Here is a 24,729-nt window from a genome sequence, read left to right on the forward strand (position 1 = left end):
CTCGTCAGAAACTCGTCAGAAACGCGTCAGAGCGCGTGCTTCATCGCGAAGGCCAGCTCCAGACGCACCTGCTTGATCCGCTCCTCGACGACGAGCGAGCCGTGCCCCGCGTCGTACCGGTACACCTCGTGCACCTTCCCCAGCGCCACCAGCCGCTCGACGTAGTTGTCGATCTGCTGGATCGGGCACCGCGGGTCGTTCATGCCCGCCGAGAGGTACACCGGCGCGGTCACCTGCCCGACGTACGTGATCGGCGACGATGCCTCGTATCGCTCGGGGACTTCGGCGGGCGAGCCGCCGAAGAGCGTGCGGTCCAGCGACTTCAGCGCCTCCATCTCGTCGTTGTACGAGGTGACGTAGTCGGCGACGGGAACCGCCGCGAGCCCCGCCGTCCAGGCGGCCGGCTGCGTGCCGAGCCCCAGCAGCGTCAGGTAGCCGCCCCACGAGCCGCCGGAGAGCACCAGCTTCGCCGGGTCGGCCAGCCCCGAGCCGACGGCCCACTCACGGACCGCCGCGACGTCCTCCAGCTCGATCAGCCCGACGCGGTGCTTGAGCGCGTCCGTCCACTCGCGCCCGTAGCCGGTGGAGCCGCGGTAGTTGAGGCGGACGACGGCGAAGCCGTGATCCACCCAGGCGGCGGGCCCGGCCGCGAAAGCGTCGGAGTCGTGCCAGGCGGGGCCGCCGTGGACCTCGAAGACCGTCGGGAACGGCCCGTCGCCCTCCGGCTTCTGGACGAGGGCGTGCACCGGCCCGCCCGGGCCGTCCACCCACACGTCCTCGACCGGGACCGAGGCCGGGGCCTTGAGCCCCGGCGCCTCCAGCACGATCCCGCCCGCCGTGGACCGCACGACCGCCGGCTGCTCCGCCGACGACCACAGGTACTCCACCGAACCGTCGGGGCGGGCCGTCGCGCTGCTCACCGTCCCCCGCGGGGTCTCCAGCCGGGCGAGTTCGCCCGTCGCCAGTTCGTACCGGAACATCTCGCTGCGCGCCCGGTACGAGTGCACGACGAGCAGCGCGGAACCGTCCGGGTACCACTCGGCGGAGACATCGCCCGGCAGGTCGATCGCCAGCGGCGTCTCCTCGCCGGTCAGCACGTCCCACACCATCGGCAGCCAGCGCCCGGCGCGCTGGTGCCCGACGAGCAGCCGGGTGTCCCCGGCCACCGGCGCGAAGCCGAGGCAGTCGAGCCCGAGCTCCTCGGTGCCGCCGCGGGAGTCGTCCAGCTCGGCGACGGTCGAGCCGTCGAGCCGCACCACGCGCAGCGCGCCGTGCATCGCGTCGCCGTGCTCGGTGTGCTCGATGACGAGCAGCGTGCCGTCCTCCGACAGGTCGCCGATCCCGGCCGACTCCGCGTGCCGGTAGATCTCGACGGGCTCGGCGCCCGGCCGCGCGACGTGCACGGACGTGCCCTCGTCATCCGTCGACCGGCCGATCACGACGGTCCCGTCCGCGCCGAGCGCCAGGCCGGCCGGGTACGAGGGGGCGAGGCCGGGCGTGGCCGGTTCGTCCTCACCGCCGCCGAACGGCTGGCGCATCCACACCCCGAACTCGTCACCGTCGGTGTCGGAGAACCACCACACCCACTCGCCGTCGCGGGACAGCGTGCCCTCCGTCGTCCCGTTCGGCCGGTCCGTCGCCTGGCGGCGTTCGCCGGTGGTCCGGTCCCAGGCGTACAGCTCGAACGTGCCGGTCGCGTTCGATACGAAGAGGCAGCGCTGCGGCGCGTCCTCCGCCCACTCCGGAAGCCCCACCCGAGGCGCGCGGAAACGCTTTTCCCATTCCGGCATGGCAGCCGTGACTTCACTCATGGCTCCATCAAACCCGATGGCCGGGCGCCTTCACCCCGACTAGGGTCACTCCCCATGGACACGGGGACCCCGGCGGACCGACGAGTGACGAAACGTGCCAGGTGGGGCGAGAGCGTGCCGTTCCACACCGCGGGTTTCCCGGCCGGCGAGGACGTGATCCGCCGGTTCGAGGCGGCGGAGATGGGTTCCGTCGCCGGCAAGTCACTGCTGCACCTGCAGTGCCACCTCGGCCACGACGCCCTCGCCTGGGCACGCCGCGGCGCTTCCCGGGTCGTCGGGCTGGACTCCTCGGAGTCCGCCGTCGAGGCCGCCCGCGACCTGGCCGCCGACCTCGGCCTCCCGCCCGACCGAGCCGCCTTCGTCGCCGCCGACGTGTACGACGCGGCCGAAGCCGTCCCCGACTCCGCCTACGACATCGTGTACACCGGCACCGGCGCCCTCTCCCGGCTCCCGGACCTGGTCCGCTGGGCCGAGACGGCCGCGTTCCTCGTCGCTCCGGGCGGCTTTCTGTACCTCACCGACACCCATCCCCTGACGGGCTCCCGCGTGATCCCCGACGACTGGCCGGACGACGCCGCGGGCGGCGGCCCGGACGTCGACGTCTGGGAGACGCAGCACATGCTCGGCGACGTCGCCACCGCGATCGCCGCCACCGGCCTGCGGCTGGAGTTCCTGCACGAGCACGACGGGATGTACTCGCTCCGGGCATCGCGCGCGGTGCGGGGCTGACTCAGGGAGCGCTGTCGGCGCCGGGAATCCGGAGCACGCCGGTCCCGCCCTCCATCCCGGCCCGCAGCATCACCTGGTCGACCAACGCGGCGACCGTCAGCAGGACCACCAGGCCCGGCAGCGTCATGAAGAAGAGGAAGGCCATATCCCGAGCATGCCGCACCGGAACCAGGGGAGCGAGAGGCCCGTCAGGCACGGTCCGCGGTGAAGGCGTACGACGGCAGCGGCGCGTTCCCCTTGTCCCTGGCGAGGGAGCCGAGCACGTCGAGCTGGCTGGTGAGGAAGCCCCGCGCCAGCGGGGTCAGCTCCGCGAACCGCTGGTCGGAGCCGGCCATCCGCCGCGCGGCGTCCACCTCCCAGTCGGCGTCCTGCAGACCCGTCGTGTCCACCTCCAGCTCGGATGCCACCCGCCATCCGGCCTCCGCGAGGATCCGCAGCAGCGCCTCGTGCGAGAACGGCGTCCGCACGTTCCCCTCGCCCCGCGCCCCGACCGCCTCGACATGGCCCTGCACGAGCACGGCCAGCAGGTGCGACAGCTGCTCCACCCCGCGCGGCCGCAGATCCCACTCCGAGAAGCACAGCCGCCGCGCCCACGGCCGGACGCGCGTCAGCGTCCGGAGCAGCTGGTCGAGGGAGGCGAAGTACCAGGAGCAGTGCGACAGCACCACGTAGTCGAACGCGTCGTCCGGGAACGAGACCGCCTCGTCCAGCACGTCGACGCCGAACCGGATGTCGATCCGCGACCCGAGCGGCCCGTCGGCCAGGAACGCCGCCGACTCCCCGAGCGTGACCGGGCTGCCGTACGAGGGCTCCGCGATGTCCACCCCGACCACCCGCCCACCGGGCCCGACCGCGTCCGCGAGCACCGCGGTCATGTCCCCCTGCCCGCACCCGACTTCGAGCACCGAGGCCCCGGCCGGAATCCCCCACCCGTCCACCAGCCCCACCCGGAACCGCGTCTGATCCCGCTGCACCCCGAGATGCCCCACAGAAGCCGCCATGGCCCCCGCAATGATCTCAACCCTGTCCACGCGACATCTCCCTGCTCAGCCCTGCCGCCCCCGCCGCAGCGACTGTAGGTGAGACCCGACGAAAGGGCCCGGGCTTTTCCGCCGTGCCGTCCTCCGTGATCCGGTCGGGCCGTGAGATCCGAGCACATTAATACTTTCATTCACGATAGTATCTGAGGCGCTACTATCTATAGCGCCAGTATTGCCGTGTCGCCACGACGGGATCTTCCTCATGCACCGCTTCATCGGCAGGGACCGAGAACTGCGTACGCTGCGAAATGCGCTCGCCGAGGTCGGAGAAGCCGGCGGCGCGGCCCAGCCCGGCCAGTGCGTGCTCATGCGCGGCAGGCGGCGGGTCGGGAAGTCCACGCTGGTCGAGGAGTTCCTCCGGCAGACGGAGGTTCCCCACCTCTTCTTCACCGCCAGCGGCGGCTCGGCCGAGGACGAGCTGGCGGAACTGCTCGACGCTGCGGCGGGATCCACCCTGCCGGGTCGCTCGCTCTTCGCGGAGGAGACGCCGAGCCAGTGGAACGCGGCCTTCCGGCTCCTGGCGGAGATCCTGCCGGATGACACCCCGAGCGTGGTGGTGATCGATGAGGTGCCCTACCTCATGGAGCGCATCGACGCCTTCGAGGGCATGCTCCAGCGGGCCTGGGACCGGTTGCTCAGCCGTAAACCGGTCCTGTTGCTGCTGGTCGGTTCGGATCTGTCGATGATGGAGGCGCTCAACAGCTACGACCGGCCGTTCCATCAGCGTGGGCGGGAGATGGTCGTGGGTGCACTGAACCCGGCCGACATCGGCGAGATGCTCGGCCTGGAGCCGGCCGCGGCCTTCGACGCCGCACTGATCACCGGCGGGTTGCCGCTGATCTGCCGGGAGTGGCAGGCCGGTAGCTCCATGTGGGAGTTCCTCGAAGCGGCGCTGGAGAACCCGATCTCCGCTCTCCTGGTCTCGGCCGAGCGGTCGCTCGCTGCGGAGTTTCCCCCGCAGGCGATGGGCAGAGAGGTGCTGCGGGCGATCGGGTCGGGCGAGCGGACCTTCACCAATATCGCGCGCGCTGCCGGCGGCATCGCCCACAGCACCCTCAGCAGGGCGGCGGATCTGCTGATCGACAAGCGCGTCGTCGCGGCCGAACTTCCGGTCTCGCTGCACCCCTCGAAAGAGCGGCGCTATCGGGTGGCGGATCCGTATCTGCGGTTCTGGCTGGCATTCCTTGATCCGCACATGGCGGAGATCGAGCGCATGCGCGGCGACCTCACCCTGGCCCGGGTCAGGGACCAGTGGTCCAGTTGGCGGGGACGCGCCGTCGAGCCGTTGATCCGCGAGTCTCTCGCCCGCCTTCTACCTGACGGCGAACTGCCCGCCGCCCCGGTTGTCGGCGGCTACTGGACCCGCAGCAACGATATCGAGATCGACCTCGTGGGCGCCGACCGGCAGCCCGTAGCCAAGCAGTTGCTCTTCCTGGGGTCGGTCAAGTGGCTGGAGACATCCCCCTTCGACGCCCACGACCTGGCCGCCCTGCACAAGCACAGAGCCGCGCTCACCGACGATCCGATCCCACTCGTCGCCGTCTCCCGAAACGGCGTCAGCTGCTCCGGACTCCAGGCGACATTCGGGCCGGAAGAACTGCTCAGCGCCTGGCGCGCCCGCTGAACCGCGGACCACGCGAAGTCGGCGGTGGGCCCTGCCTGTGATGGTTCGCCGATAGGACCGAAGGTTGATGACGGCCATGAGGGGCCGAAAAGGTTGCTGTACCCCTTAGCGCCCCAAACGCGTCAGAGGCCCTGCCGGATTTCTCCGGCAGGGCCTCTGACGTGCTGTGTTACATGGTCGGGGTGGCGGGATTTGAACCCACGGCCTCTTCGTCCCGAATCACGGGCACCGCGGTCGGTGAGGTCATCTACGCACGTCAGAGGCAGCGCAAGGGTCGTTAAAGGTCGCCGCTGGCCGCCCTGGTTGCTGTACTTCGCTGCTGTACTTCCGGCACTGCCTGAACGTCGAGTACCGGCTCGGGAGTGCAGTCAGTACTCCATGGCTAATCGTCGGTACGTGGCCGGCGAGCGCGCCTGATGTTCGTAGAACCGGTCCCGCCCGAAGACTGCATCCAGACGCGGGGGAGTGCGCGGTGAAGTTGTCTCCGGTCGGGACCGGCGTTCTGGCGGCTGATCACGTGACGGCGTTGTCCGGGGCGGAGAGCGGGAGCGTCGCGGAATCAGCGTGGTTGACGACGTGATGGACGTCGAGCGCCAAGTCGTCGAGGCCGAGGGCACAGCCCACGATCCAAAACAGAGCGAGGATGTTGCTGGGGAAGTCGCTCACCGAGTCACGTCCGTTTCGTCGGGGGTTTGCAGATCGAGGAGGTTGGCACACCATTCGCGGCCGCAACGTCCAGCGTGGCCCGCTCGCGCTCACCGCGGCGGGGACCTGCGGTACCCGGCGCGGGGAGTGGCCATCGGATATTCGTCGTCGGGCGCGTAAAGATCGTGTAAGTTCGGTGACGGTGTGCCGGGAAGTCTGGTCGGCGATCGCTTTGGCGATCCTTCTGCCGATCCAGGGAGTTTCCTGTGGTACTTGTCGCGGTGTTCGGTGTTGCGCTGCTGGTTGCGGTGCTGGTGTCCGGCCTGGCCGCCCGTTCCGTTCTCTCCACGTCCTTGCTGTTCTTGCTCGCCGGCGCCGTGGTGGGTGATGGGGCGTTGGGCTTGGTGCACATCGCCCCGGACAGCTCGTTGGTGACCGCGACCGCGGATTTGGCGCTATTCACGGTGCTGTTCACCGACGGCATGCACGTCTCGTTCCCCAGCCTGCGTAGTGCGTGGCGTCACCCCGCCCGCGCTCTGGGCATCGGGATGCCGTTGGCGTTCGGCGGTGTGGCGGTGCTGACGCACTATCTGGTGGGGTTGGACTGGACGACGTCGTTGTTGGTGGGTGCGGTGCTGTCGCCGACCGATCCGGTGTTCGCTTCGGCGATCGTGGGCCGCAAAGAGGTGCCGGCTCGGTTGCGGCAGTTGCTGAACGTGGAGTCGGGCCTCAATGACGGGCTGGCGTTGCCGGTGGTGCTGGTCCTGATCACCGCAGCCGGTCCGTTGCACGCCGAGGGCAGCGGGTCGCTGGGTGTGGTGGGCCTGGAGCTGGCCGGTGGCCTGGCGCTGGGCGTGGTGGTGCCGCTGCTGGTCACGGCCGTGGTGCGGCTGCCGGGGTTGGGTGCGGAGCCGCGTCTGCAGCCGCTGGGGCCGCTGGCGATCGGCATCGTCCTGTACGCGGCCTGCCACCTGACCGGTGCGAACCCTTACCTGGCGGCTTTCGCCGCCGGAGCGGTGCTGGCCTCCGCCGCCCCGCAGACCACCCACGCCTTCGAAGCCCTGGGCGAGGCGCTCGCGGAGCTGAGCAAGTTCGCCGCCCTGCTGGTCTTCGGCGCGCTGCTGACCCCGGCCCTGTTCGGGAGCCTGTCGGTGGGCGGGTATGTGGTGGTGGTCCTGGCGATCGTGTTGATCCGCCCGGCTTCGCTGCTGATCGCCCTGCTGGGCACGCGTATCGACCGCCGGGAGCGGTGGGTGGCGGCCTGGTTCGGTCCCAAGGGCTTCGCGTCAGTGGTCTACGGGCTGCTGGTGCTGCAGGCCGGAATCCCGCACGGCGAACAGGCATACACCCTGATCGCGGTGTGTATCGCGGTGTCCATCGCGGTGCACTCCAGCAGCGATGTCCCCATCGCCCGCCTCTTCCACGTCGACGACCTGATCGGCATCCCGGACGACGAGGACGACATCACGGCCGACGTCGTCGAAGGCCGCAACCCGCAACCACCCCTGCCGTCCCAGGCCGCTGACCCTGCACCCCGCCCCGCGGGGGCGGACACCTCACAGGACAAGGAGTCCCGACGTGCGCGCACGTGACCTCGCCGAGCCCTACCCCAGCATCGGGGAGAGCGATGACGCGCTGGCCGGAGCCCGGCTTTTGGCCGAGCAACGCCTGCCCGCTGTTCTGGTCCTGGACGCCTACGGCCTGCCGAAGGCGATCCTGCCCGCCTCGCAGTTGGTACGCCTGCTGGTGCCGAACTACGTCCTGGAGGACCCCACCTTGGCGGCGGTGATCGATGAGGCCCACGCCGACCGGCTGTGTCAGGCGCTGGCCGGTCGCACGGTCGGCCAGGTTCTGCCCACGGGCGCCACGCCGCCACCGGTCGCCGATGCCGACGACACGGCAGTAGAGGTTGCCGCACTGATGGCGACCTCCCGCAGCCCGCTGGTCGCCGTCGTCGAACACGCCGCCGACCGGCACGGGCAGGGCCGGCTGCTGGGGGTTATCACCGCCTCCCGCCTCCTTGAGCGCCTGCTGGGTGCGGTATGAACAACTGGCACGCCTGGGCAGCCCTGGCGGTCTTCGCCGGCGCCTACGTTCTGATCATCACCGAATGGGTGCACCGGGTCGCTGCCGCCCTGGGCGGCGCCGCCCTCATGCTCGCGCTGCGCGCCACGGACGCGGACGCCGCGTTCTTCTCCACCGATTCCGGCATCGACTGGAACGTCATCTTCCTGCTGCTGGGCATGATGATGATCGTCGGTGTGCTGCGCCGCACGGGACTGTTCGAGTTCCTGGCGATCTGGGCGGTCAAACGCGCCCACGCCAAACCCTTCCGCGTCATGGTGATGCTGGTGGTCATCACCGCGGTGGCCTCCGCGCTGCTGGACAACGTCACCACCGTGCTGCTCGTCGCCCCCGTCACCCTCCTGGTGTGCGAGCGCCTCAATCTGCCGGTGGCACCGTTCCTGATCGCCGAAGTGCTGGCCTCCAACATCGGCGGCATCGCCACCCTCGTCGGCGACCCGCCCAACATCATCATCGCCAGCCGCGCGGGCCTGAACTTCAACGACTTCCTCGTCCACCTCGCCCCACTGGCCGTGATCCTGACCGCCGTACTGGTAGGCATGTGCCGGTTCATGTTCCGCAAAGCGTTCATCTACGACGAACACCGCGCCGCCGAGGTGATGGCGCTCAGCGAACGGGAAGCCATCCGCGACCGCCGACTGCTCGCCCAGGGCCTGATCGTGCTCGGCCTGGTGGTCGCCGCGTTCGTCCTGCACCCGGTGCTGCACTACGAACCCAGCGTCGTGGCCCTGCTCGGCGCCGGACTGCTGGTCGCCATCAGCCCGGTCAAAACCAACGACGTCCTGGCGGACGTGGAATGGCCCACCCTGGCGTTCTTCGCCGGCCTGTTCATCATGGTCGGCGCCCTGATCGAAACCGGCGTCATCACCGAAGTCTCCACCGCCCTGGCCGACGCCACCGGCGGCAACCCGCTGGGCGCCACCATGCTGCTGCTCGGCGCGTCCGCGATCCTGTCCGGCATCGTCGACAACATCCCCTACGTCGCAACCATGGCGCCCATCACCGCCGACCTCGTCCACACCGTCGGCGACCCCCACGGACCCGTCCTGTGGTGGGCCCTGGCCGCAGGCGCCGACCTGGGCGGCAACGCCACCGCCATCGGCGCCTCCGCCAACGTCGTCGTCCTGGGCATCGCAGAGCGCAACCGCACCCCCATCAGCTTTTGGACCTTCACCCGCTACGGAGCCCCCGTCGCCGCCGTCACCATCACCGTCTCCGCCCTCTACATCTGGCTCCGCTACTTCGCCCTCGCCTAACGACCCGGTCGGCAGCCACCGCTGCACCCCGGCCGGCCCCCCTTCACCACATCGCAACCACGACAGGCCCCCGATGAACCCCACCATCAACTGGTCGGCCCTGGCCATCAGCAGCGCCGTCCTGCTCCCCCTCAGTATCCTGCCGCTCCTCGGCGCCCCGCTGCCACAGCTGGCATCCCGCTTCACCCACCGCCGGATCCTCAGGCTGTGCGCGCTGCTGTACAACGGGGTCGTGGCCGTCAACACCATTCCGCGACTGGCCCACGCCCAAGTGGACATTCTCATGCTCTGCACCGGCATCGGCATAGCCATGGCGCTCCTGACACTGACCCTCACCACCATCGCCGCCGTCGTACAACCTGGGTCCGCCCGTCCACGGCCCTGATCGGGCCGAGGCCAGCGGGACCTGACGTAGCCAAGGGAAACCACCGTGCCGGAACGAGGATGGAAAGCATGGCGCGCAGCGCGCGCCCTGCGCCGCAACGTGCATGTCCACCGCTGTGATCACGAGAGCGTCGTGGTGAGCCTGCACGGCGACATCAACCACGACAACGCCGCGCCGATCGGACGCCTCCTGGCCGAGCTCCTTCAAGCATCACCTGACGAGGCCCATCTGGACTTTGCGGAAATCTCGGGTCTGGGGACGGCGGCAGGCTCGCTGTTCTTCCCTCTCATGGCAACCGCCCGCGAACAGGGCACCACCCTTATCGTCCACCGCGCCAGCCCAGCCCTGCGCACCAGTCTCCGCGGCCTCGGCCTGGATCGAGCGCTGTTCTACGACGACGAACCGGCCTGGCCGCGGTCATGACCATGCGGGGTCGGCGCGCGTCAGGTGCATCGAGTCGATGGCGCTGCCGTGAGTTGGACGCCTTGCGTGTCGGCGTGCACGTATCCATCATCCGCTCTGAGCACAGCGTCCCGCCGCCTGATGGCGACGGGACTCACGAGCGACCGGTGCCGCGGCCCACGACCGGGAATGGGGGAGGGCAACGAGCGGTGGGTGTTTGCTAGCCGGTCAGCTGAATCAGACGGCGGAGCTGGCCTTGCGACGGCGCACGATGAACATCGCGCCCACACCGACCGCCACGGCCGCGCCGCCTGCGAGGGCGAGCTGCGGCATGGCGGAGGAGGAACCGGTCTCGGCCAGTCGGCCTTCCGGGGTCACCTGGATGGTGTTGGCGGGCTTCACGGTCGGCAGCGGCTTAGTGCCACCGGTCTGCGGCTTGGAGTCCGGTACGTGACCCGGCTTGGTGTTGGCCTTAAGGATGTTGAACTCGTAGAAGTTCTGACCGCTGGAGAAGACGCAGTTGCCCTTTTCGTCGGCGTAGGCGCCGATGCCGATCACGACGCCGAAACCTGCGGGGGTCGAGGCATCGGCCGCGATCCGCAAGCTCAGCTTGAACTTCTCGTGAGCCCGGACGTCGGTCCAGCCCAGGCCGCCGAAGTCCGGGTTCTCCTCGTTGAGCGAGACGTTCTGCCAGGCACCGGTGTCGGAGTTCTTGAACTGAAGCTTCAGGTGCCGGGAGGTGTCCGAGAAGTCCTTGCCGCCTACCGCGACGGCGAACGCACCGAAGTCGACGCGCTGGTAGCTCCTGGCCGAGTTGTTCGACACGTCGATCGTGAGGCCGTGCCAGCCGCTGCCTGCGACAATCTTCGAGGGCAGACCAGTGAGAGTCGTGGTAAACGTCTTGTCCACCGGCGGACCGTCGGATTCCGGGTCACTGGTGTCCGTGCACTTCGCCGGCGTCGGTGAGACCGTCGGCTTGGTGGAGGTGGTCGCCGTTGCTGACGCGGAGGCCGTGGCCGTCGGGGAGGCAGAGGCAGAGGTCGTGGCGGACGCGGTGGGGGCGACCTTCGTGGTGGCGGTTGCCGACGGCGAGGCGGAGGCGCTCGGGGACGCCGAGGTGGTCGCGGACACGTCGGCACCGGGGACCGTGGTGTCGGCGAAGGCGGCGGTAGCGGACAGGAGCGCGGCGGGCGCTATAACAGCGGTCGCAGCGACCGTCACCAAAGAGCGGCGAAGCTTCATGACAAGACCTCTCGGGTCCAGGAAAGAAAGGGAGAAGCCGCCGTGGGAAGGGTCACACAGAACGGCTCGGCTGATCTTACTGCCAATTGTGCTACATGTGCGAGCTATTTCGTGTCGGGCTGACAGTTGACCATGCATTCAGCGAAGTACAAATCAACCTTTTTGGGAAAGTTGCCCACGCCTCCCATGAGAAGGCTGTGACCTATGTCATGGGGCAGGAGCAGCGCTGAGAAGGTAATGGATTGGATTGTTCGGCGATATCGCCGAGCGGCCCGTTCCTTCGATGAAAAGTCCTAGATGCCCCAGGCGAGTTAGGTCCGATTCGCCCTCCGCGAGGGAGTGGCCGAAATGTCCCTGAAATCAGGTGCGAGCCCCTGGCGAGCCCGGAGTACGCGACGATGGCCGCAACGCCGGGCCCCCTTTTCATGCGGCGCCCAGGACCCCGGGACGTAGCGCGTCGCCAGGATCCCGGTGCGGCCATCATGACGGTATCGTCGACCGCAAATTCAACGCCCGCATGCATATCGTCCAGCCAGCCGTTTTCGTGTGAACTGTCTTTCCTTGCCCTCCTGCGATTTTTCGTACGAGCGCCGGCAAAGGGGGGCGGGGACCGGGTGAACGTGGATTGACGCGGCAGCTTTCCTCGTCGCGAGGTCAGCACAGAGTCCGGCCATCCGACGAGGCTGGGCTGTCTTCCTGGCCCGCGGGGCGACGATCCACGCGGTTTCACCGGGGAAGGCTACGGCCAAGCCGTATCGCGGGATCACCGGACGCCGCCGCACTACTCGGAGATCTCGATCTTGCCGTTGGATGATTCGGCGGGGGCGGGAGACGAGGCTGTGGTGCCTCGCTGGGTGATGCTCCGGAGCAGCTCTGCGAGGTCGACGCCGGTGGTGGAGCTGAGTAGTTCGAAGCCCTGGGCAACGTTGTTGGTGACCGTGCGGGAGAGCTGGCTTGCTCCGTCGGTGGAGATCACCGTCATCTTGTCGATGGCGCTGAGCGGCTCGGCGGCTTTCGCGACGACCTGGGGCAGCACCTCGACCAACATCTGGATCATCGCTGCATCGCCGTACTGGGCGAATGCGTTGGCCTTCTTCTGCATGGCCTCGGCTTCGGCGGAGCCCTTCGCCGCGATCGCGGAGGCTTCGGCCTCGCCCTCGATCCGTACCGCGTCCGCGAGTGCGGCGCGGTGCTGCTGCTCGCCGAGACCGGTCAGGCGGGCGCGTTCGGCATCTGCTTCGGCCTGCTTGACCAGGGCGATCTTGCGGGCTTCGGCTTCCTGCTCGGCCTGGTAGCGGGCGGCGTCCGCGGGCTTGCGGACCTGGGTGTCCAGTTGGCGGTCGGTCAGTGCGGCCTGTCGCTGGGCGACCTTCTCCTGTTCGGCGAGGACCTCCTGCTGGCGGGCTGCGTCGGCGAGCGGTCCGGCCGCGTTGGCCTTCGCGGCTGCGGCTTCTGTCTCGACCCTGATCTCGGCCTGCTTCAGGTAGAAGGTCCGTTCCGCGATGGCGATCTCTTCAGCGGCCTTCAGCCGGGCTTGCTCGGAAGCCTGCCGGGCGATCGCCTCGGCGATGTCGGCCTCCTGCTTGGCGCGGGCGGCCTCCGGGCGGCCGAGGTCCTCCAGGTACGAGCCTTCGGTGGTGATGTCCTGGATCTGGAAGGCGTCCAGGACCAGGCCCTGCCCGGACAAGCTCGCCTCCGCCTCCTCGGCGACCTGCCCGGCGAAGGCGGCGCGGTCGCGGATGATGTCCTCCACGGACATCCGGCCGACGATGGCGCGCAGGGCGCCGGAGAGTACTTCCTGGGTGAAGCCGACGATGCCGTCCTGCTGCTGCAGGAAGCGTTGGGCGGCGGCCCGGATGGCGTCCTCGTTGCCGCCGACCTTGACGATCGCGACGCCTTCGAGGTTGGCCTTGACGCCGCGCAGGGTGACGGCTCCGCGAACTGCGATCGGGATGTGCCGGCTGGAGAGGTCCAGGGTGAACTTCTGCTGGACGAAGGGGACGACGAAGACGCCGCCACCCACGACGACCTTCTGGCCGCTGTTGTCGGTGCTGATCTGGCCGGTCTCGGGGTTCGTGGACGACTTCCCGCGGCGGCCGGTAATGATGAATGCCTCGCTGGGGCCTGCGACTTTGTAGCGGGTGATGACGACGAGGGCGAGCAGGACGAGGAGTACGACGACTCCCACGACGGCGCCGGCGACTGGACTCATGATGGTTCCCCCCTGCCTCCCGGGGGACGGCAGATCGATGCGGTCGGATTCAGGTGATGCAGGAACGTCTGTCAGGGGTGGACGGGGCGCACCGCGACCGAAGTGGTCGACAGCACTGCTTCCACCCAGATCTCGGCACCTCGTTCGACGGGAACCGGGCTCTTGGCCGCGAACTTCGCCAGCTGGCCCGCGCGACGCAGCAGCACCTCGCCATAGCCGTCGGCCGGGATGGCGGTGACAACCGAACCAGCCATGCCCACGAGATCGCTACCGCGCGGAGTAACGGCCGTCTGCCCGCGCATCAGCGTGCGGCTGAGCTTCAAAGTCAACCAGCCGGTCGCGACACCCGCGAGAGCGCCCGTGAGAGTGGCGCCGATGGGCCCGAGTGAGGTGGTGCCCAGCACGATGGCGCCGCCGAAGCCCAGCATGGAGACGAACCCCGCGACGACCGGGAGCGACAGCAAGCCGTCGAACACCCCGTCCAGGACGCCGTCGAAGAGCCCCTCGGCTACACCATCGAAGATCAACGAAAGCGCGAGCAGGACGATTCCCGCCGTTCCGAGACAAAGAAACACGGTCATCCGTTCCACCCCTTCTGCCCTGCTGATCCGCGGGTCGGGGGATGGTCCCACCGGAGCGGGGAGAGACACATTGCCGCTTCCCGGCAATTTTTTCCCGTCTTTGATGCCGCCTTGCCCTTCCGAATGTTTCTCGCCGCAACGCTGGCCGCTCACAGGGCCCGTAGAGGAGACAGGTGCTCCGATCCCTTGTGCACCGCGGCCCAGGTCACGTTCTCGGGTGCGGCGCAGGGCCGCTTCCGACACCGGGTCCGTCCTCGTTCCCCTGCGAATGCCGCCGATGCTGCACCGCGGCACACCGACAATGTTGATGGACTCCCGCTGCCGGGTGCCGTGCTCGTCTGGCGTTCTGACATTGTTGCCCTTCGTGCGTCAAGTAGCCGTCACAAGCCCGTCAAGATCCAGGAGACCACGTGGCGCAGCGGGAGATACCCGAGCACTACCTAGACGAATATGGCCACATATTGGCCGAAGTGTCCTCGACGGGGCGGCGACTGACCCGCGACGAGCTCGAATCTCGCCGGTCGCTGGGAGAACAAGCGGCCGAGGACGGGCACGGCCTGCGAGCCCTCGTCCGCGCCCACCTGGCCGCCACGCGGGCTGCTCTGCCGAACCTCCCCAAGATCACTGGCCGGGTCGACAGCGTCCTGGCCGCCGTCGAGCAGGCCGTCGACGCCTTCGCGGAGGGCCATGAGCGTGCGCAGCGGCTCGCAGTGCGCCAGGAAGAGGCGGCCCGGCGCGAGTTCATTGATGATCTACTTTACGGTCGCAGCGATCTGGGCCGTCTCGCGGAGCGGGCCAAGCACTTCGGGTTGCTGCTGTCCCAGGCGCACGCCGTCGCAGTTGCGGAGGGCCCGGCGGCGTACGACGACACCGACCCGGTCACCCGGCGCGTGGAGCGCGCCTTGATCAGCCGGTTCGGTGATCGCCGGATCCTGCTCACCACCAAGGAGGGCCGGCTGGTCTGCGTCGCCCCAGGCGACCAGGCCGATGTCCTGACGCATTTCGCCCAGCAGGCATACGCGGCGGTCGGCGGGGGGAGGACGGCGATCGGCCGCTCCCACTCGGGAGCGGGCGGTGTGGTCCATTCATATGAGGAAGCCCTCAGCGCACTCGATCTCGCGGAGCGCATGAACCTCGGCGATGCCCTTCTCCGCGCAGCCGACCTCTTGGTATTCCCAGTCCTCACCCGAGACCGGCAAGCCATGTCCGACCTGGTGAGCAGTACCTTGGGCCCGCTCCGGCAGGCCCGAGGCGGGGCTGAACCGCTCTTGGAGACCTTGACCGCCTACTTCGACTCAGGCTGCGTCTCGGCCGAGGCGGCGCGCCGCCTCAGTCTGAGCGTACGGGCCTTGACCTACCGTCTCCATCGCATTCACCAGCTCACCGGCTCCGACCCCGCCGAGCCAATGCACCGCTACACCCTTCAGACCGCCGTGATCGGTGCCCGGCTCCTGGACTGGCCTGGCAACGAAATCTAGCCCGGTTAGAACCCCGCACGTCGAAGCATGGCAAGGCGTATCGGCGGATTTTCGATCCGACCGATCAGAAGTCTTTTCGCACCTTTGTGGCCGAGACGTTGATCTTTGGAAGGCTTGGACGCAGCAGCGGGGATTTCGTGGCGCGAGTTTCAGTGGCTGGTACGAACCTGCGACGAAGCCGGCCCCACTTGGTCGCCATCTGGGCGGGCCTCGACGCAGGCGCGGTGATCGCCGGGAACTACCTTCAGTAGTTCCCGCCGATCACCGACGTTTGTGGCTCTCGTGTGCCCTTGATGTGTCTCTCTGGCGCGCCTTCATCGTCGCTTAGGCCGCTGCTTCGGAGGCGGAAAGCGCACAGGGGTCACCAAGCTTGCGATGTTGCCTCAGGCTCGCACAGCCTGCGGTGGGTCAACCGCTCAGGATGCGGTGTGGCGGCCGAGGACCAGGTGCGGGTAGCCGGCGTGGATGCGCTCGCCGAGCTCGGCACCGATGGTGGCGATGAACTCGTCCAGGCGGGTGGTGGCAGCTTCGATGCTGGCGGCTTCGCCCTTGAACTCGAACTCGATGAAGGTGCCGAGGTCGGCCACCTCGTCGAAGGCGACGGCGATGTCCCCGTCGCTGGTGGTCCACTCCTCGCGGACCTTGTCGACGGTGGCGATCTCCTTGTAGTCGAGTGCGTCCAGGAGCATGGTGACGGCCTTCGGATCGGTGACGGCCGACTCGTACTCGTCGCAGTGCGTCTTCAGTTGGGCCTCGATCGGGTGCCACCGCTTGAAGTTCAGGGACGCGGTGTTGTCCTCGACGCGGACCCGTAGCCATTCGGAGATCGTCGTGGGGGCGAGGAAGTCCCGATGGGGAGCGTTGTAGTAGGTGTCGATTTGCCGGGACGCCTCGCCGGGTTTGGCTTCCATCCGCGTCAGGGTGTCCTTGACGGACTGGGTCGGGACAGCGAGCCGGTACTTCTGCTCGACTTCGGTGTACTCCACGGTGTCTCCTTTGCCGCTGGGGGCGTGGGTCAATTCTTTCGATGGGCGTTCGTGCCGGGCTGGGAATCGGTCATCTTCTCCCGTACGGGTGACATGACGGCGTGCAGGAAGTCCATGTCTCCGTCGGTGATCGGTTCGTTGGCGCGGGCCAGGGTGGTGCTGATCTGGGAGGCATCCCGGAATCCGATGAGGGCGACCGCCTTAGGGGCGTCGTGCAGGGCATATTGCACTGCAGCTCTGGCGAGGTCCTGGCGGGCTGCGCCGAACCGTCGTCCGATCTGGTTCACCGCGTTTCCCAGCAGGCGCAGAAGATCGGCGTCGACCGGCTTACCAGAGCGGTGGTCGGAGGCGCTGAACGTGCGTTCGGAGCCGGTCTGGCGGGTGCCCAGGAGGAGTCCCTGTCCGAGGACTTGCTTGATCATGACGCCGATTCCTTCGGCGCGCGCGAAGGCGAAGATGTCGGTCTCGCCGGGTGAGTACCGGGGGCTCATCAGGTTGTGGCGGACGGTGAGCACGTCCGGGCGTACGGATCGGAGCAGGTGCAGGAAGCGGCGCGTCTCGGCCGCGTGGGGGTGGCTGGGCCGGTCTGCCCATTCCAGGGCGAACCGGTGGGGTGTGCGCATCCCGATGGCGTGGATCAGACCCCGATCGCGCAACTGGACGACGCTGTCGATCGTTGGTTGCAGGTAGGTGTCGCGGTCGCCGAAGTCGCTGCTGTGCAGATGGTAGAGGTCCAGGTAGCCGGTTCCCAGGTTGTCCAGGGTGGTGGCGAACTGGCGGTGTATCTGGCTGGGGAGGTAGGGGTGTCGGGCGGTGCCGGCGAAGTACCCGACTTTGCTGGAGATCACGAGGTTGTTGCGGGTGGTCTCGCGCAGCAGGCGGCCGATGAGGCGTTCGGAGCGGCCGAGCCCGTAGACGTCTGCGGTATCGAAGACGGTGACGCCCAATTCGTGTGCGCGAACCAGCCCAGCGTAGGCGGCGTCTTCGTCCACTCCGTCCCAACCGATCGGTGTCCCGTTGTTGACGGCGGGACCGCCGATGGTCCAGCAGCCCGCGCCGAACCGTGACACCTTCCGGCCGAGGCCCGGCATGTCGTGGTGGTCCATCTGATCCTCCCTAGGTTCCGCAGGGGTCTGAGGCGTTGATCAGCTGCCAGCCGGTGGCGGACTCCCACCGGCCGTGTTCGTGGCGGAGCATCTTGGCGTGCTCCCCGCGCAGTTGCGCTCCCACCTGCTCGACGGTGGACGCCATGCGCTCGCGCAGCCGGTCGATCCGGGCCTCCAGCAAGGTGCCGATGAGGACGGTGAGCTGCTGCTCGGCGTGCTCCTCGACCGGGATCAGGGGGTGGGCCTCGATGACGGCGATCATGTCGCCAAGAACGGTGAACGCTGCGTCCTTGAGGACGACGCGGGCTGCGCGCACCGCGTCGCGTTGGTCGCCGTCGAGGATCTTCTCCAGCGACTTGAGCGTGTAGTCCAGGGCGAAGTTCCGGTCGACCCAGCGCTGTGCCCACGTGCTGGCGACGCCGATACGCCAGTCCGCGAACCGGGCATCGACACGGCCCATCGACGGCCGAATATCGCCGGTCAGGCCGTGTTCCTGGGCTTTGCGGGTGTAAGCAGCTCCGATCAGGCATTCCATCGAGACGAGCATGTAGGAGATGCCCGTGTGCAGAGGGCTGCCGGTCGCCGCCTGAGCTACGAACGCCTCGTCCCGTACCCCGCGCACGATGTCGGCCGGCGCCAGGTGGGGCTGCGGGAGCAGCAGGAGATCGGTTCGGCCTTGGAAGGCGTAGGTGGCCTTCAGCTCCTCCAGCGTCATCAGGTGGTCGAAGGTGATGTACGTGAAGCGCGTGGGGACGCCGAGCGCGGACAAGGTACGAATGGCCAGGGCGTTCTGCTCGCCGCCGGTCTCCTTGTTGAACCGGGCCAGGATGGAGTCGACTCCCGATTCCACGCCGAACAGCATCCGGCGCAGGCCCCGGTTCACGAGCGTGCGCCACATGTCGGCCCGCTCCACGTGCCACGCAGCGTCGCGGTCGGTCCGTACGACCTGGTCCACCCGGCAGCTCGATTCCCAGGCGAACCCGGCTTCGTGCAGTACCCGGCCGACGTCCAGCGCCCGGGAGACAGCATCGTCACCGCGGCCGATGAACTCCTCGTCGACCAGGTACAGGGTCCGCGACACATCCGGATAACGGTCGTAGACCTTCCGCATTTCGCCCAGCATCCACGGCAGCCGCTCCGGGGCGGCTCCGGACCAGGTGCCCTTGTGGCCGCGCGGGCAGAACGAGCAGAAATTCGTGCACCCTCGGCTTGCCTCCAGCTGGGCCACACCGTGGTGCTCGAACGTGGCGGGGAGAAGATCAAGTTCGGGGAAGATATCCGCCGTCGCGTCGCGCGCTATCGGCTTGGCTGTGCGACGCCGGGCGATGGCTATGCCGCCTCCTCTGGCGGTTCCGTTGTAGCCGAGCGCCGGGATGTGCTGGCGCTCAAGGTCGCCGTGCCAGTGCCCGAGGAGCCCTTCGATCGTGGCTTCCCCGCCAGCACGGGCCACCAGCAGGTCCGGGTAGCGCTCCAGGAGCAAGCCTTCGTTGCGTGCGGTGAGGCTTCCACCGACCACGATGACGGGCGGCTCCGGCTGGGCGAAGACCGTGTCCAGCAGTGTGATTAGGAGGTCGTGCTGGCCGAAGGTTGCGGACACTCCCAGAATGTCGGGGGCCTCGATCCGCACCTGGGTGATCAGATCCCTCAACGTCACGCCGAGCTGCATGTCTGCCAGGGACACGGTGCCCAGGAGGGTGGAGCGGGCGGCGCGTGCCACGTCGGAGATGCCTAACGGGAAGCGGGGGAGCGGGAAGTACTCCGGGTGGTACAGGGCTGCGAGCAGCACACGGGGGCGGTTGAACCGGCCGACGGCGTGCTCGTCCAGATCTGCCAGCGACAGCCAGGATCCGGCGTCGTCGAGGTGGAGGTGCCCGTCCAGCCAGGCCGGCCAGCCCCGCGTCTCGTGCGGCTGTCCGGACAGGTCCGCGACTACCCATCGCCTGTCGGAGCATTCCAGGAGGACCAGGCGCCGTTCGAGTGTGCCGGTGACGTGGACTCGCCCGGTGTGGCAGGACGCGAGGGCTGAGCGCAGGGCTTCGGGGGCGATCGACAGGCCGTGGATGTCCTGTTCCGCCAACCTGTGTTGGTCGTCGGGTGATCCGGCCAGCCGGAGGATCTCTCGCAGCCTGGTGCCTGTGTCGAGGGACATGGACAGGGGTCCTTTCGGGAGGGATGGGCGGGAGGTGGAATCCGGCGGCCGGGCGGGAAGTGGCACCGCGCGGCCGCCGGGGACTGCGGCGGGAGGTGACGGAGCATGAAGAACACCGGAGCACAGGGGCCCGGGGTTAAACCGGCAGGTGGGCGGCTTCGTCGGCGATGGGCGGCACGTCAGGGCGGGAGGCTGCCACGGGGACTCGTGCCGCCTCCGTTACGTGCGGTGCGAGGATCACGGCTGGCGGGAGCAGCCCCAACAAGCCCAGCAGGGCCACGGCCACCCCGGCTTCGAGGATCGTGGGGCAGCCGCGTGCACCCCGCTCACCGTCAGCCACCTTCCTTCGACGCTGCGGCGTAGCGGGCCAGATGATCAACGGTCTTGGCCAGCAGACGGAGGTTCGCTGCAGGGTCCTGTACGGGGTCCTGCACTACGGCTCGCGCATGGCGGACGGTGTTCACCGCGATGTCGCGCGCCCGGGAATCCGCGAGGTTCGCGGCGTAGGCGTCGGCCGGGTCCAGGAGGGCCCCGATGTAGGTACGGAGGCGTCCGCGCAGCACATCGGTGGCAGGCCCCGTCGGCCTGCCTTCGGCCAGGGCCAGGGCGAGCCGGACATCACTGGCCATGTCGGCGGCGCCGGCCGGGGTCGTCATCGGGACTCCGCGGGCAGAAGCACCGCGTGGGTTGCGGGGGTACAGGCGCCTTCAATGGTGGATTTGTCGGTGGTGTGCACGGGCGTGATCACCGTTTTCCGTTCGATGAGCGAGCACCTTCTCTGTGCTGTTCAGTCAACGGGTGGGTACGCACGGTGAGGAGGTGCCAGGCTGTAGGCCAGTCGTAGGCCCGTGTAGGCCAACCCAGGGCGGACATGAGTCCTCCCGTGCCAGGCGGAGGGAGGGGCGAGGTGCCCGACAGCCCGGAGATCGGCCTACTGATCCAGCAGGCGTGTGCGGCACGCGGTTGGGGTCCGGCCAAGCTCGCCCGAGAGCTCGGGATCGCCGAAGGGCGAGGACCCGCCGGCCTCGACCGGCAATCCGTCCGCCGGTGGATGGTCGGCAAACGGAAGCCGGATTACTGGATGCCGTACATCGTCGACGTTCTCGAACTGGACGATCACTCAGTTGCAGCACCGGAATACGCGGAGACCGGATCAGCGGTCGCCGATACCGTGGCGTCAGTCATCGAGTTGGGAAGGAGCGACGTGCAACGGCGGAACTTCCTCGCCGCGACGAGCGCATACGCCCTTGGCGCCATCAACCTCCCGGACCCGGAGGGCATCGTGCGCCGGACCAACCGTGCCGGAGCCGTACGGGTCGGCACCGGCGAGGTCGCCGCTGTCCGGCAGATGTCCCAGGTCCTCGGCGACGCGGCAGCCGAGCTCGGCGGCGGCCACGCCCGGCACCTGGCCGTGCGCTACCTCATCGAAGACGTCGGCCCCTGGCTCAACGGCAACTACACCGAGAAGACCGGCCGGGAACTGTTCGCCGCGACCTCCCAACTCGTCCACCTCGCCGGCTGGATGGCCCAGGACGAAGGCAATCAGGGAATGGCCCAGCGCTACTACGCGCACGCCTACCGCCTGGCGGCCGAAGCCGGCGACCCCGAACTGTCCGCGACCGCCCTGCGGGGCATGGCCGTCCAGGCCATCGACCTCGGCCCGAGGTTCCATGCCGTCGCCCTGCGGCTGTCCGAGCGATGCGTCGACGCGGCGAAGACATTGGACGACGCGCGAGCCGTCTCGTACTACCAGACCACCCTTGCCGACGCCGCCGCGCTGGACGGCGACCGCCGTCTTGCGACCAGGGCGCTTGCGGCATCGCAGACGGCGATTGAGAAATCCCCCGACGCACCGCCGGGGGATTCGTGGGCCTCCCACTTCAGCATCGGGCGGTGGGCCCACCACTCGGGCATGATCCTCGCCAGGCTGGGCGACCTCGACGGGGCCACCGAGCACCTGCACCAGTCCCTGGAGATCCACGGTCTCGACCGCCGCCGCAGCCGCGCGATTGTCCTCGCCGACCTCGGCCAGGTCCACGTGCGGCAAGGCGACCTCGACGCGGCACTGTCCACGTGGACGGCGTTCCTCGACTGTGCGGACGGCATCAGGTCGGTGAAAGTTGGCGAGGCGGTCGAGGACATGTACGCCCGGTTGGACCGCTATAGGAACGTGCCCGAGGCAGAAGACCTCCGACAGAGAGCAGAATTACTCCGGCCCGCAGCGGAAGCCTGACCGGGAGGCGCTTTAGTGTCCGGCTTCTCGTCGGTGGGGTCGTGGCCAGCCTTACCTCTGTTCTGTACACCCCCACGACGATCGCGGTTGTTCCTGCAACGTCTCCGAGGAACTCTGCGCCGGGCAGATCGACCGCGCGTTGGAGCACCACCCCCAGGCACGCATCCGGGATGCGCTGTCGGCGGCCACGGCCTGAGCCCGCTGGAGATCCATCGCCCTGGCCTGGAAGCAGCACCGCGCCTGACAACCATACGAGCAGGACTCGCAGACACCCGAAGCCGGCTGAAGGACCCGGCTGGTCCGGGTTCCTCAGCGACGTCGGCGGGTGGGTGAGCGGGTCCTTCGTTATCTATCGGCGGTGCGGCCGGTGCGTGTCGGCCGGCGCGGGGGCTGGTGGTGTGGGCTGCACGGTGCTCGGTTGCTGGGCCGAGGCGGTTGTGATGGCAGGGGATCGCCGTCGGGCGGCTTCGGCTCGTGGGTTGGGTGCGGGGTTGCGGGCGGTGTGTTGGATGCGGGTGAGCAGGACGGTTGCGGGTTGGCGGGCGGTGGCCAGTTCGCGGCGGGCGGCGGCCTCTTTCAGGAGCTGGTGGGGTTTGTGGCCGCTGGATTCGGCGTCGGCGAGGACGGTGGCGAGGGCGGGCCAGTTGGGGTCGGCGAGGATGCGCGCGGCGTGGTCGGGCAGGGCGGCGCGAACGTCGGCGGCGAGGGTGTTGCGCACCGCTTCCTTGGGCTGGCGGGCGGTGAGGCCGACGAGGTGGGGAGTGAGGACCTGGTCATGGGCGCTCTGCAGGTGCTGGACTGCCTGATGGGCAGCAGCAGCCTGTTGCTGGTGGCCGCGTCGCTCATGCCAGCGTCCGGCGAGGATCGCCGTCCATATCAGGGTGGCGAGCAGGGCTGAGAGGGCGCTGCCGTCGGGGCCGGCGGTGGCGTTGATGATGTCGCGGGCGGCGCGCCGCAGATCCGCGGCGGCCTGGTCCTCGGCACGGATTTGGGAGCGCTGGGCGCGGGCGAACGTCCTGGTGGCGGCTCGTAGTTCTGCCCGAAGCTCCTTGGGGGTGGTTTGTGAGGTGGCTTCGATGAGCTCGCCGAGCGCGGCGATGTGGGCCTGACCAAGGGTGCCGTCACCTTCCTCGCCAGTGGTGGCGTCGAGGATTTCGGTGGCGCGGGTCCACGGGGTGCCGGGCCGGTTGCGGCGCGCGGTGGGGTGCTCTTCGGGCTTCCCGGTGTCGAGGCGGGCTTGGAGCTTGGGCAAGGTCAGATCGGTGGCGATCTTCCCGCCAGGGATGTAGTTGGGCTGTCCGTTGGCCTTCAGGTCCCCGGGGCGGGCGGCGACGTAGCCGATCGGGTCGCCGGAGGGCATCCGGCGGATCTTGATCTGTACACCGTCTGCCTGGAGGTAGGCGAAGAGCTCCTCGACGTTCGCGGCGTGGGGGAGGGCGGCGCGGATGCAGTCCTGGAGCCATTGCTTGGCGGGCTCCTCCCAGCCCAGGCGGGCTGCCTTGTGCATTTCGCCTTGGGTGGGGGCCTGGGTGGCGGTGCCGTCACCGGTGGCGAGCTGGCGCAGCCCGTAATCCTTCTCGATCTGACGGCACTCCTGCCCGGCGCGCTGGCCGCTGTTGTGACGCTTCGGGCGGCGGCCGTCTTCGCGGACGGTGGTGGCGAGGATGTGGATGTGATCGTCGGCGTGGCGCACGGCGATCCAGCGGCAGGCCAGGTCATCACCTGGTGGGGCGATGCCGGCGGTGCGGACGATGCGCTCGGCGATCTCTCCCCATTCGGCATCGGACAGGTGCCGGTCTTCGGGTGCGGCGCGTACGGGGCAGTGCCAGACGTGGTCGGCGACGGGCTTGCCCGGTTCGCCGTTGCGGAGTTTCACGGGTTCGTCGAGGTAGTGGGCGAGTTCGGTGAGGGTGGCCGTGGGGTCGCGGCCAGGGTCGGGCATCGCGAAGTTTTCAAAGCCGGCGACGATGTGGGGGTCGTGGTGTTCGTCATGGCGGCCGGGCCCGTAGAGGTAGGCGAGTAGACCGCGGGTGTTGGCACCGGAGGGCTTGATGGCGGCGATCACGGCGGTCAGACCCCCTGACCGGAGGGCTCACGCAGAGCCTCGGCGATCTCCGTCAGGAGGTGTTGCAGCTCGTCCAGGCTTCGGTAGGCGTCGGCTGGTGCTTCGTAGCCGCCGTTGTGGGCGCGGGCGATCTGGTTGATGTTGTGCCCGATCCTGCTGAGGTGACGGATGACCTGGGTGCGGAACAGGTGCAGCTTGCGGCGTTCTTCCGCGAGCGGCAGGTCGACGAAGAACCGGCCGTCGACGAAGGCCAGGGTCACGTCCGCGGCGAAGCCGCCGGGGCTGCGGTAACCGTTCGCGGCAGCCGACACGTCCAGGTGCTCACGCTCCTCGGGCCGGAACTGCAACGGGCCGACGCGGGCCTGGCGGTTCACGCCGTTGAAGCGGCGATTGGATCGATGGGAGCTCTGCTCGACGGGAGCGCTGGGGCGTATGGCGGCGAGGATCTCGCGCTGGACGGCGGGGAGCTTATCCAGGGCGAGCTGCCCGTCCTCTTGGCCTGGCGCGCCCTCGCGCCAGGCTTCCTCCGCCACCCCTGGGGCGGAGACTCCCCCACTCCGGCCATAAGTCGGAGTTGGGGTACTACTGGCTCCGCCAGGGGCTGTCTTCCCGAACGCCCACCGCCAGAGTCCCTTCATCGTAGGGGGCTTTGGGACCTGCTCGGATCCTTCTCCGGCGCTATCTGCGATGTGTTGGTCCT

General features: G+C 68.7%; 23 protein-coding genes. 10 read left to right on the forward strand and 13 right to left on the reverse strand.

What is annotated here, in order from left to right; genetic code table 11:
* Nucleotides 1-26: 26 nt before the first annotated feature.
* Nucleotides 27-1,811 (reverse strand): S9 family peptidase, encoded by a 1,785-nt coding sequence (locus O3X23_RS31725; protein WP_269275659.1) that lies wholly within the window; start codon nucleotides 1,809-1,811, stop codon nucleotides 27-29.
* 54 nt (nucleotides 1,812-1,865) lie between these two features.
* Here O3X23_RS31725 and O3X23_RS31730 point away from each other — a divergent pair, with 54 nt between their 5' ends.
* Complete coding sequence (locus O3X23_RS31730; protein WP_269275661.1) at nucleotides 1,866-2,540, forward strand: class I SAM-dependent methyltransferase; 675 nt, start codon at nucleotides 1,866-1,868, stop codon at nucleotides 2,538-2,540.
* Between the two features lies 1 nt (nucleotide 2,541).
* On the opposite strand, the gene O3X23_RS31735 is transcribed toward O3X23_RS31730, so the two are convergent.
* A complete protein-coding gene (locus tag O3X23_RS31735; RefSeq protein WP_269275663.1) occupies nucleotides 2,542-2,685 on the reverse strand; it encodes a hypothetical protein in 144 nt (47 codons plus the stop codon).
* A 43-nt stretch (nucleotides 2,686-2,728) separates the two neighbouring features.
* A complete protein-coding gene (locus O3X23_RS31740) occupies nucleotides 2,729-3,541 on the reverse strand; it encodes a class I SAM-dependent methyltransferase (protein WP_269275665.1) in 813 nt (270 codons plus the stop codon).
* Between the two features lie 241 nt (nucleotides 3,542-3,782).
* On the opposite strand from O3X23_RS31740, the gene O3X23_RS31745 reads away from it, so the two are divergent.
* A complete protein-coding gene (locus O3X23_RS31745; RefSeq protein WP_269275667.1) occupies nucleotides 3,783-5,204 on the forward strand; it encodes an ATP-binding protein in 1,422 nt (473 codons plus the stop codon).
* Between the two features lie 513 nt (nucleotides 5,205-5,717).
* On the opposite strand, the gene O3X23_RS31750 is transcribed toward O3X23_RS31745, so the two are convergent.
* Nucleotides 5,718-5,870, reverse strand: a complete 153-nt coding sequence (locus tag O3X23_RS31750) for a hypothetical protein (RefSeq protein WP_269275669.1) — start codon at nucleotides 5,868-5,870, stop codon at nucleotides 5,718-5,720.
* Between the two features lie 245 nt (nucleotides 5,871-6,115).
* On the opposite strand from O3X23_RS31750, the gene O3X23_RS31755 reads away from it, so the two are divergent.
* The 5 genes from O3X23_RS31755 (at nucleotide 6,116) to O3X23_RS31775 (ending at nucleotide 9,998) form a co-directional block, all read left to right on the forward strand.
* A complete protein-coding gene (locus O3X23_RS31755; RefSeq protein ID WP_269275671.1) occupies nucleotides 6,116-7,441 on the forward strand; it encodes a cation:proton antiporter in 1,326 nt (441 codons plus the stop codon).
* Nucleotides 7,428-7,895, forward strand: coding sequence for a CBS domain-containing protein (locus O3X23_RS31760; protein ID WP_269275672.1), 468 nt, complete (start codon nucleotides 7,428-7,430; stop codon nucleotides 7,893-7,895). Before O3X23_RS31755 ends, O3X23_RS31760 begins: the two co-directional genes overlap by 14 nt.
* Nucleotides 7,892-9,190 carry an ArsB/NhaD family transporter gene (locus tag O3X23_RS31765; protein ID WP_269275674.1) on the forward strand — a complete coding sequence of 433 codons (1,299 nt, stop codon included), beginning with the start codon at nucleotides 7,892-7,894 and terminating at the stop codon, nucleotides 9,188-9,190. The genes O3X23_RS31760 and O3X23_RS31765 overlap by 4 nt, the downstream gene beginning before the upstream one ends.
* A 73-nt stretch (nucleotides 9,191-9,263) precedes the next feature.
* Nucleotides 9,264-9,575, forward strand: coding sequence for a hypothetical protein (locus O3X23_RS31770; RefSeq protein WP_269275676.1), 312 nt, complete (start codon nucleotides 9,264-9,266; stop codon nucleotides 9,573-9,575).
* A gap of 45 nt (nucleotides 9,576-9,620) precedes the next feature.
* On the forward strand, nucleotides 9,621-9,998 hold the full coding sequence (locus O3X23_RS31775; protein ID WP_269275678.1) for an STAS domain-containing protein: 378 nt from the start codon (nucleotides 9,621-9,623) through the stop codon (nucleotides 9,996-9,998).
* 216 nt (nucleotides 9,999-10,214) lie between these two features.
* Here the strand turns inward: O3X23_RS31775 and O3X23_RS31780 are convergent, their stop codons facing one another.
* On the reverse strand, nucleotides 10,215-10,886 hold the full coding sequence (locus O3X23_RS31780; protein WP_269275680.1) for an LAETG motif-containing sortase-dependent surface protein: 672 nt from the start codon (nucleotides 10,884-10,886) through the stop codon (nucleotides 10,215-10,217).
* Nucleotides 10,887-10,920: 34 nt separating this feature from the next.
* Between O3X23_RS31780 and O3X23_RS31785 the strand changes: the two genes are divergently transcribed.
* Complete coding sequence (locus O3X23_RS31785) at nucleotides 10,921-11,349, forward strand: hypothetical protein (protein ID WP_269275682.1); 429 nt, start codon at nucleotides 10,921-10,923, stop codon at nucleotides 11,347-11,349.
* Between the two features lie 651 nt (nucleotides 11,350-12,000).
* Here the strand turns inward: O3X23_RS31785 and O3X23_RS31790 are convergent.
* The gene (locus O3X23_RS31790) at nucleotides 12,001-13,431 is read right to left on the reverse strand and encodes a flotillin family protein (RefSeq protein WP_269275684.1); all 1,431 of its coding nucleotides are present in this window, start codon (nucleotides 13,429-13,431) and stop codon (nucleotides 12,001-12,003) included.
* A 71-nt stretch (nucleotides 13,432-13,502) separates the two neighbouring features.
* A complete protein-coding gene (locus tag O3X23_RS31795; protein ID WP_269275686.1) occupies nucleotides 13,503-14,012 on the reverse strand; it encodes a hypothetical protein in 510 nt (169 codons plus the stop codon).
* Between the two features lie 410 nt (nucleotides 14,013-14,422).
* On the opposite strand from O3X23_RS31795, the gene O3X23_RS31800 reads away from it, so the two are divergent.
* Entirely contained in the window at nucleotides 14,423-15,490 is a 1,068-nt protein-coding gene (locus O3X23_RS31800) for a PucR family transcriptional regulator (RefSeq protein ID WP_269275688.1), read from the forward strand.
* Between the two features lie 416 nt (nucleotides 15,491-15,906).
* Here O3X23_RS31800 and cyaB read toward each other — a convergent pair whose 3' ends face one another.
* The 4 genes from cyaB to O3X23_RS31820 form a co-directional block, all read right to left on the reverse strand.
* Nucleotides 15,907-16,476, reverse strand: coding sequence for a class IV adenylate cyclase (gene cyaB, locus O3X23_RS31805; protein ID WP_269275690.1), 570 nt, complete (start codon nucleotides 16,474-16,476; stop codon nucleotides 15,907-15,909).
* A 29-nt stretch (nucleotides 16,477-16,505) separates the two neighbouring features.
* Nucleotides 16,506-17,582 (reverse strand): aldo/keto reductase, encoded by a 1,077-nt coding sequence (locus O3X23_RS31810; RefSeq protein WP_269275691.1) that lies wholly within the window; start codon nucleotides 17,580-17,582, stop codon nucleotides 16,506-16,508.
* 10 nt (nucleotides 17,583-17,592) lie between these two features.
* Nucleotides 17,593-19,731, reverse strand: coding sequence for a B12-binding domain-containing radical SAM protein (locus O3X23_RS31815; protein ID WP_269275693.1), 2,139 nt, complete (start codon nucleotides 19,729-19,731; stop codon nucleotides 17,593-17,595).
* Between the two features lie 332 nt (nucleotides 19,732-20,063).
* Nucleotides 20,064-20,387 (reverse strand): DUF6415 family natural product biosynthesis protein, encoded by a 324-nt coding sequence (locus O3X23_RS31820; protein ID WP_269275695.1) that lies wholly within the window; start codon nucleotides 20,385-20,387, stop codon nucleotides 20,064-20,066.
* A 251-nt stretch (nucleotides 20,388-20,638) separates the two neighbouring features.
* On the opposite strand from O3X23_RS31820, the gene O3X23_RS31825 reads away from it, so the two are divergent.
* On the forward strand, nucleotides 20,639-21,964 hold the full coding sequence (locus O3X23_RS31825; protein ID WP_269275697.1) for a tetratricopeptide repeat protein: 1,326 nt from the start codon (nucleotides 20,639-20,641) through the stop codon (nucleotides 21,962-21,964).
* 349 nt (nucleotides 21,965-22,313) lie between these two features.
* Here O3X23_RS31825 and O3X23_RS31830 read toward each other — a convergent pair whose 3' ends face one another.
* Together O3X23_RS31830 and O3X23_RS31835 are read right to left on the reverse strand one after the other, a co-directional pair.
* Nucleotides 22,314-24,029, reverse strand: coding sequence for a relaxase/mobilization nuclease domain-containing protein (locus O3X23_RS31830; protein ID WP_269275699.1), 1,716 nt, complete (start codon nucleotides 24,027-24,029; stop codon nucleotides 22,314-22,316).
* 5 nt (nucleotides 24,030-24,034) lie between these two features.
* Nucleotides 24,035-24,562 (reverse strand): MobC family plasmid mobilization relaxosome protein, encoded by a 528-nt coding sequence (locus O3X23_RS31835; protein WP_269275701.1) that lies wholly within the window; start codon nucleotides 24,560-24,562, stop codon nucleotides 24,035-24,037.
* Nucleotides 24,563-24,729 lie beyond the last annotated feature (167 nt).

This window comes from Streptomyces sp. H39-S7, from assembly GCF_027158205.1.
In the GTDB taxonomy this organism is placed as follows: domain Bacteria; phylum Actinomycetota; class Actinomycetes; order Streptomycetales; family Streptomycetaceae; genus Actinacidiphila.

Coding starts and splice junctions, on each gene's coding strand:
- O3X23_RS31765 (WP_269275674.1), top strand. CDS start 7,892: ATGAACAACTGGCACGCCTGGGCAGCCCTGGCGGTCTTCGCCGGCGCC.
- O3X23_RS31790 (WP_269275684.1), bottom strand. CDS start 13,431: ATGAGTCCAGTCGCCGGCGCCGTCGTGGGAGTCGTCGTACTCCTCGTC.
- O3X23_RS31820 (WP_269275695.1), bottom strand. CDS start 20,387: ATGACGACCCCGGCCGGCGCCGCCGACATGGCCAGTGATGTCCGGCTC.
- O3X23_RS31740 (WP_269275665.1), bottom strand. CDS start 3,541: ATGGCGGCTTCTGTGGGGCATCTCGGGGTGCAGCGGGATCAGACGCGG.
- O3X23_RS31815 (WP_269275693.1), bottom strand. CDS start 19,731: ATGTCCCTCGACACAGGCACCAGGCTGCGAGAGATCCTCCGGCTGGCC.
- O3X23_RS31795 (WP_269275686.1), bottom strand. CDS start 14,012: ATGACCGTGTTTCTTTGTCTCGGAACGGCGGGAATCGTCCTGCTCGCG.
- O3X23_RS31770 (WP_269275676.1), top strand. CDS start 9,264: ATGAACCCCACCATCAACTGGTCGGCCCTGGCCATCAGCAGCGCCGTC.
- O3X23_RS31745 (WP_269275667.1), top strand. CDS start 3,783: ATGCACCGCTTCATCGGCAGGGACCGAGAACTGCGTACGCTGCGAAAT.
- O3X23_RS31810 (WP_269275691.1), bottom strand. CDS start 17,582: ATGGACCACCACGACATGCCGGGCCTCGGCCGGAAGGTGTCACGGTTC.
- O3X23_RS31735 (WP_269275663.1), bottom strand. CDS start 2,685: ATGGCCTTCCTCTTCTTCATGACGCTGCCGGGCCTGGTGGTCCTGCTG.
- O3X23_RS31725 (WP_269275659.1), bottom strand. CDS start 1,811: ATGAGTGAAGTCACGGCTGCCATGCCGGAATGGGAAAAGCGTTTCCGC.
- O3X23_RS31730 (WP_269275661.1), top strand. CDS start 1,866: ATGGACACGGGGACCCCGGCGGACCGACGAGTGACGAAACGTGCCAGG.